We start from the raw sequence: 411 nt of genomic DNA on the forward strand, positions 1-411 counted from the left end.
TGTTATAGACGTCGTTGGCTGGTGTGTTGAACACAGTCGAGCCTGTGGTCTCACCGGCTTTAATAGTGATCGTCTGACCGTTCGAAAGCGTCACAGTGACGTCAGTTTGCGCTTTGTTAGTCAAAGTCGCGGTGTAAGTGATATCACCACCTTCAACCACCGACGCTTTATCAGCAGTCAGGGAAACGGTGGTGTTATCGATCGAATCCGTAATCGTAGTAACCGCAGGCGTGGTGCTCGGTACCAGATTCTCAAAATTGCCGCCGGTCACACCGGTAATAGTGGTGCTGACAGTCGAGCCATTGTTGTAGACGTCGTTAGCCGGTGTATCGACCACAACAGTACCAACCGACTCCCCAGCCTTGATGGTAATCACCGAGCCATTGCTCAAGGTGACAGTCACCGGGGTTT

At 51.8% G+C, this 411-nt stretch carries 1 protein-coding gene; it reads right to left on the reverse strand.

The genetic code is table 11. The features are described 5' to 3' along the window. The coding region (locus BFP92_RS31640) for an immunoglobulin-like domain-containing protein (RefSeq protein ID WP_170875813.1) at positions 1-411 on the reverse strand (411 nt) is incomplete at both ends.

It is taken from the genome of Pseudomonas sp. 58 R 3 (genome assembly GCF_900006605.1).
In the GTDB taxonomy this organism is placed as follows: Bacteria; Pseudomonadota; Gammaproteobacteria; order Pseudomonadales; family Pseudomonadaceae; genus Aquipseudomonas; species Aquipseudomonas salomonii.